The 905-nt window shown below is 30.4% G+C and carries 1 protein-coding gene; it reads right to left on the reverse strand.

Features of this window, described 5'->3' with window-relative positions:
- Window positions 1-99: 99 nt before the first annotated feature.
- Window positions 100-822, reverse strand: coding sequence for a hypothetical protein (locus tag ACFQ0I_RS17390; RefSeq protein WP_379944264.1), 723 nt, complete (start codon window positions 820-822; stop codon window positions 100-102).
- Window positions 823-905: the final 83 nt, after the last annotated feature.

Below are 905 nucleotides of genomic sequence, written 5' to 3' on the forward strand. Positions count from 1 at the left end.
ACGTTTATGTATAAGGAAAGTTGCGTGTTTGTGTGCGAGGATTTTCCGAAGGAAAATCAGATGCAAGCAAACGAGCAACTAACTTTGGTTTAGCTAAAACTAGCAATTTTTTTTATACTGTGTTAGCTGTAGTTTTTTATTTTTTCCAATAACCATTAGTATGTCAACAACTATATAAGTTAAGGCTATGATTATTCCAATTATTCGGTGTAATGTCATTCCTTCATCCAAAAATCCATCTATACAAATCCATAAAATAAAGACGCAAAAAGGATAGAGTAGAATCCTTGTCAAAATTTTTGTAAAAGTCCATTCTTTAATATTTTCTTTTTTTAATTCCATTTTCGGAATATTTTCGAATTCAGGCTTATTTTCCTTTTCTATTTTTTCTATGGCTTCTTTAAGTTCATCAGTCAAAATTTTTGTCTCGTACTTTGTTACATTAAAGAATAGTAAATAGAAAAAAAATCCCAATAAAGAAATTCCGATTATTCCAAAAACGGCAGGCTTAAATTCAGTAGTAAATATTAAAATTAAATCAAACACAATAAGCAACATGATTGATATTTTCTTCTGAAGTTTGTAATAGGGATTTTTTTCTGTTTTTATACCGTTCAGTTTGCCATTTTGGTCAAAAGTCAAACGAAAAATCGGATAAGCCCCTCTTAAAAAGTGGGATGAACGCCAAATCAGAAGTTCATTTGGTTTAATTTCTCCACTATATTTTGTCGTGTTGCAAAAAAACGCATCGTTCCAATGATTTTTCAGAGTACTTTTTTTGTTCTGAACAATTAATTTTTCGATATCCTTTTTATCTACCATAAAGTTGGTTCAAATTACAGCTAACGTTTATGTATATGGAAAGTTGCGGGTTTGCGTGCGAGGAATTTCCAAAGGAAATTCAG

This window comes from Mariniflexile aquimaris, assembly GCF_042676825.1.
GTDB classification, from domain to species: domain Bacteria; phylum Bacteroidota; class Bacteroidia; order Flavobacteriales; family Flavobacteriaceae; genus Mariniflexile; species Mariniflexile aquimaris.